Origin of the sequence: Nostoc sp. S13, assembly GCF_029379315.1 — a bacterium.
Classification (GTDB): domain Bacteria; phylum Cyanobacteriota; class Cyanobacteriia; order Cyanobacteriales; family Nostocaceae; genus Nostoc.
In genome coordinates, this window is the sequence record NZ_JAQYWQ010000219.1 from 1 (window position 1) to 5,431 (window position 5,431).

General features: G+C 44.4%; 5 protein-coding genes. All 5 read left to right on the plus strand.

Features of this window, described 5'->3' with window-relative positions; translation table 11 throughout:
• Positions 1 to 47 precede the first annotated feature (47 nt).
• Positions 48 to 560, plus strand: coding sequence for a 2-C-methyl-D-erythritol 2,4-cyclodiphosphate synthase (ispF, locus tag PUQ00_RS32265; protein WP_300424032.1), 513 nt, complete (start codon positions 48 to 50; stop codon positions 558 to 560).
• A gap of 249 nt (positions 561 to 809) precedes the next feature.
• The gene (locus PUQ00_RS32270; protein ID WP_300424034.1) at positions 810 to 2,603 is read left to right on the plus strand and encodes an ABC transporter substrate-binding protein; all 1,794 of its coding nucleotides are present in this window, start codon (positions 810 to 812) and stop codon (positions 2,601 to 2,603) included.
• A 117-nt stretch (positions 2,604 to 2,720) separates the two neighbouring features.
• On the plus strand, positions 2,721 to 3,509 hold the full coding sequence (gene larB, locus PUQ00_RS32275; protein ID WP_300424036.1) for a nickel pincer cofactor biosynthesis protein LarB: 789 nt from the start codon (positions 2,721 to 2,723) through the stop codon (positions 3,507 to 3,509).
• Positions 3,510 to 3,615: 106 nt separating this feature from the next.
• Positions 3,616 to 3,822 (plus strand): hypothetical protein, encoded by a 207-nt coding sequence (locus tag PUQ00_RS32280; RefSeq protein WP_300424038.1) that lies wholly within the window; start codon positions 3,616 to 3,618, stop codon positions 3,820 to 3,822.
• A 103-nt stretch (positions 3,823 to 3,925) separates the two neighbouring features.
• Positions 3,926 to 5,311 (plus strand): argininosuccinate lyase, encoded by a 1,386-nt coding sequence (gene argH, locus PUQ00_RS32285; RefSeq protein ID WP_300424039.1) that lies wholly within the window; start codon positions 3,926 to 3,928, stop codon positions 5,309 to 5,311.
• Positions 5,312 to 5,431: the final 120 nt, after the last annotated feature.

Below are 5,431 nucleotides of genomic sequence, written 5' to 3' on the forward strand. Positions count from 1 at the left end.
GACAAATGACAAATGACAAATGACAAATGACAAATGACAAATGACAAATGACAAAAATTCGTATTGGTAACGGCTACGATATTCACCAATTGGTAAGCGATCGCGCTTTAATTTTAGGCGGAATTCAAATTCCCCATGAACTGGGTTTATTAGGCCACAGTGACGCTGATGTACTGACCCACGCAATTATGGATGCCATGCTTGGGGCATTATCTTTGGGGGATATTGGTCATTATTTTCCGCCTAGCGATCCCCAATGGGCGGGAGCAGATAGTTTAGTACTATTAACTCAAGTACATCAACTGATTCGGGCTCAAGGCTGGCAGGTGGGAAATATTGACTCGGTAGTAGTAGCAGAACGTCCAAAATTAAAACCGCATATTCACAACATGCGCGACAAACTAGCGGCGGTTTTAGAATTAGAACCAAATCAAATTGGCATCAAAGCTACCACTAATGAAAAATTAGGCCCTGTTGGACGTGAAGAAGGCATATGTGCTTATGCTGTTGTCTTGTTAATACAGGACGGCGTAAATAAGCAGACCATTGAAAAGCCCTAAAGAGCTTATTCCATAATACTTTTGACTTTTGAACGCCAATTGTTCAAGTCGGCAGAGCCGACGGCAGTTGCTTCTCCCAAGGGGAGACGCTACGCGAACAAGCCGGGAAACCCGTCCAACGCACTGCCTCCCCAACGCACTGGCTCCTTTTGACTTCCGCCTTGCGGTACTATTTGCTTGGGAGTAACTTTTCTTTAGCCCCTGATAAAAATATTGAAGACTGATTAGGATGGAAATAAATTTGAAATTATGAAATTTTTTAGAAAAATATTTCTGATAATTAAACATTTTTGGTTGCCACTAATTCTGACTTCAGCAATTGCACTTACACTTACCGCCTGCAACCCAGCTAACTTCAAAAGCGCAGCTGCTCAAGTGCCGCAAGTTGTCACCGCAGTTTTAAGCGAGCCTTCAACTTTCAACTATGCTCTGAATGAGTCTGCATATAGCGTTTTTGGTTTCCTCTATGACTCATTGATTAATGAGAATCCTATAACCACAAAACTAGAGCCTGCTTTAGCAGAAGCCTGGGAAGTTTCTGAAGATGGTCAGCGAATTGTGATCACCCTGCGATCAGGAATTAAGTGGTCAGATGGTCAGCCAATGACTGCTGATGATGTTGTTTTTACTTATAACGAAATCTACCTCAATCCTAAAATTCCCACCTCTACCAAAGATGCCCTAAAAATTGGCGATAAGGGCAGTTTGCCAAAGGTGAAAAAAATTGATGAGCGTCGGGTTGAATTTAGCATACAGGAACCCTTTGCTCCTTTTTTAAGATATGTCGGCGGCATCCCAATTATGCCAGCCCATGTTCTAGAGGAAGCAGTTCGCACAATCGGTTCTGGTGGAAATTCTAAGTTTCTCTCAATGTGGGGAACAGGCACTGACCCTAAACAAATTGTTGGCAACGGCCCCTATGTCATGGAAAGTTACGTTTCCAGTCAGCGAGTTATATTTCGGCGTAATCCATACTACTGGCGTAAAGATGCTCAGGGCAATCCTCAGCCTTACATTGAGCGCATTGTTTGGCAAATTATTGAATCTACTGAAAACCAGTTGATTAGTTTTCGCTCTGGACAGTTGGATGATTTAGAAGTTCCTCCTGAAGGTTTTAGTTTGCTGAAGCGAGAAGAAAAACGGGCGAAGTTTAAAATTTATAACGGCGGCCCAGCCACAAGTACGAGTTTTATTGCTTTCAATCTTAGTAAAGCGAAGAATTCTCAGGGTAAACCTTTTGTAGACCCAATTAAATCTAGCTGGTTTAATAAAAAGGAATTCAGGCAGGCTATAGCCTATGCACTCGACCGCGAAACGATGAAAACAAATGCTTATCGGGGACTCGGTGAACTGCAAAATTCATTTGTTTATGTCAAAAGTCCCTACTTCCTGCCTCCAGAAAAAGGGTTAAAAGTATATAATTACGAGCCAGATAAATCGAAGAAATTACTGTTACAAGCTGGGTTTAAATATAATGCTCAAAATCAGCTTTTAGATGCTGATGGTAACAGAGTTAGATTTACAATATTAACGAATTCTGAAAGAAAAGTTAGAGGAGATATGGCATCTCAAATCAAACGGGATCTCGCTAATATTGGGATTCAAGTAGATTTGCAAATTCTCAGCTTTAATTCTTATCTAGAAAAACTCAAAGTTACGCAGAATTGGGATTGTTACCTGGGAGGATTTGCTGGAGGCGGTATTGAACCCCACGGCGCTAGCAATATCTGGAGGATTGCCGGTGCATCGCACGCATTTAATTTGGGGCCACAACCGGGAGACCCACCCATAACTGGCTGGGTAGTTTCCGACTGGGAAAAGCAAATTGACAGCCTTTACATTAAAGGCGCACAGGTATTGGATGAAAACAAGCGCAAGGAGATTTATTACGAATATCAGCGCATCGCCTCAGAACAGTTGCCGTTTATTCATTTAGTGGAGAGTTTGAATTTGCAAGCAGTGCGCGATCGCTTCCAAGGAATTCAATATACTGCTCTTGGCGGCCCATTTTGGAATCTCTACGAACTGAAAGTAACCGATTAGTTATTGGGTATGGGGCATGAGACATGGGGCATTGGGCATGGGTTACACCTCATCTCCCTTATCTCCCTTATCTCCCTTATCTCCCTTATCTCCCTTATCTCCCTTATCATCCTTATCATGACCGATGAAAAAACTTTGCGATCGCTCCTCGAAGCGGTTGCCAATGGTAAAGTTACCCCAGAAACGGCATTAGACTCACTCAAAGACTTAGCCTATGAATCTGTGGGTGAGTTTGCCAAAATTGACCATGATCGCCAGCTAAGAACTGGTTTCCCAGAGGTGATTTGGGGCCCTGGTAAGACTCCCGACCAAATTGCTCAAATTATCGAGGTGATGCGCCTTCGCAACCCGGTGGTGATGGCAACTCGCATTGAACCAGCAGTTTATACCGCACTGCAATCAAAAGTTAGCGGTTTGCGATATTACGAATCGGCGCGAATTTGTGCGATCGCTCCCTCTACTATAGAACCGCGCTTCCAGGGTGAAATTGGCATTCTTTCTGCTGGTACAGCCGATTTACCCGTTGCTGAAGAAGCTGCTGTAACAGCTGAACTTTCTGGTTTCCGTGTCCAGCGCCTCTGGGATGTTGGCGTTGCTGGGATTCACCGCTTATTAAGTAATCGTCACCTGATTGAGTCAGCATCAGTGTTAATTGTCGTGGCGGGGATGGAAGGCGCTTTACCCAGCGTTGTCGCTGGTTTAGCGAGCTGTCCTGTGATTGCCGTACCCACCAGCATCGGTTATGGCGCAAGTTTTGGCGGTCTAGCACCTTTATTGACAATGCTTAACTCTTGTGCTGCGGGAGTAGGCGTAGTAAATATCGATAATGGTTTTGGCGCAGCAGTTTTGGCGGGGCAAATTTTGCGGACTGCCGAGAAATTGCGGTTGGCATCGGCTACATCTTGAGTTAAGACATTAAAGTCATACCCCAAGTTTCAGTACACTATCAGTAGCAAATATAAAAAATAAACTGATGCTGAAATTTGCTACCCCAACTTCTTAATCACCAAATATGAGCCACTACAGCGATTTATTATCTCAGTTACTTTGGCATTTGCCTGTAAATTTGACGGTACTAGCACAAACAATTACCGACCCAGACGTTATGGGTCAGATTCAAAAAGGTTGGAGCCACTTTATACAGACAGGTCAAGTGTGGGCATTGTTGATTGGTTTAGTCATTGGCTATATCATTCGGAATCTAACTAGCTACGGTTAAATTTAAAAGTTAGGAGTTAAAAGTTAGGAGTTAGGAGTAGGAGTCAAAAACTCCTAACTCTTAACTCCTAATTCTTAACTCTCCTCCACTCGCCTGATAAATTATGACCGAAAAACAAACTTGGAGCCAGCGATTTGAATCAGCGTTGCATCCGGCGATCGCTCGTTTTAATGCCAGTATAGGTTTTGATATTGAATTAATAGAATATGATCTCACTGGTTCTCAAGCTCATGCCAAAATGCTGGCTCACACGGGTATTATCGCCCCAGAAGAAGGAGAGCAACTGGTTGCAGGTTTAGAGCAAATTCGCCAAGAGTATCGCCAGGGTGAATTTAAGCCTGGTGTCGATGCTGAAGATGTACATTTTGCAGTTGAACGACGACTGACAGAAATTGTCGGCGATGTCGGGAAAAAGCTGCATACGGCGCGATCGCGTAACGACCAAGTTGGCACCGATACCAGACTCTATCTCCGCGACCAAATTCAACAAATTAAAAGCGAATTGCGAGAATTTCAAGGTGTTTTGCTGGATATAGCCGAAAAACACGTTGAAACCCTGATTCCTGGCTATACTCACCTACAACGTGCCCAACCCTTGAGTTTAGCTCACCACCTCTTGGCATACTTTCAAATGGCACAACGCGACTGGGAACGCTTAGGAGATGTTTCTCGCCGCGTAAATATCTCACCTTTGGGATGCGGTGCTTTAGCGGGAACTACTTTCCCCATTGACCGCCACTACACAGCCAAACTCTTGCATTTTGACGATATTTATGCTAATAGCCTTGATGGAGTGAGCGATCGCGATTTTGCGATCGAATTCTTGTGTGCTGCTAGCTTGATTATGGTTCACCTCAGCCGTCTTGCAGAAGAAGTTATTCTTTGGTCATCTGAAGAATTTCGGTTTGTCACCCTCAAAGATAGCTGTGCTACGGGTTCCAGTATCATGCCTCAAAAGAAAAACCCCGATGTTCCAGAATTGGTACGGGGGAAAACAGGGCGTGTATTCGGTCATCTCCAGGCGATGTTAGTGATTATGAAGGGGCTACCCTTGGCATATAACAAAGACCTGCAAGAAGATAAAGAAGGTCTATTTGATAGCGTCAACACAATCAAAGCCTCTCTAGAAGCGATGACGATTTTGCTCAGAGAAGGCTTGGAATTTCGTACCCAACGTTTGGCCCAAGCCGTGACCGAAGATTTTTCTAATGCTACCGATGTAGCAGATTATCTGGCAGCACGGGGCATCCCTTTCCGGGAAGCTTACAACCTTGTGGGTAAGGTGGTAAAAACTAGTATTGCCACAGGTAAACTCCTGAAAGATTTGAAATTGGAAGAGTGGCAACAACTACATCCGGCATTTGCAGCAGATATTTATGAGGCGATATCCCCCCGTCAAGTTGTGGCAGCCCGCAACAGTTACGGTGGTACTGGCTTTGTACAGGTAAGCAAAGCACTCATAGCCGCCCGCGCTCAAATCGCTCAATAAGGGAGTAGGGAGTAGGGAGTAGGGAGTAGGGAGTAGGGAGTAGGGAGTGGGGAGTAGTTTTCTTTCCCAATGCCCAATGCCCAATGCCCAATGCCCAATGCCCAATGCCCAATGCCCAAT

Excerpts from the sequence above, each read along its gene's own strand:
- PUQ00_RS32280 (WP_300424038.1), top strand. The coding sequence starts at position 3,616 with ATGAGCCACTACAGCGATTTATTATCTCAGTTACTTTGGCATTTGCCT.
- PUQ00_RS32270 (WP_300424034.1), top strand. The coding sequence starts at position 810 with ATGAAATTTTTTAGAAAAATATTTCTGATAATTAAACATTTTTGGTTG.
- argH (WP_300424039.1), top strand. The coding sequence starts at position 3,926 with ATGACCGAAAAACAAACTTGGAGCCAGCGATTTGAATCAGCGTTGCAT.
- ispF (WP_300424032.1), top strand. The coding sequence starts at position 48 with ATGACAAAAATTCGTATTGGTAACGGCTACGATATTCACCAATTGGTA.
- larB (WP_300424036.1), top strand. The coding sequence starts at position 2,721 with ATGACCGATGAAAAAACTTTGCGATCGCTCCTCGAAGCGGTTGCCAAT.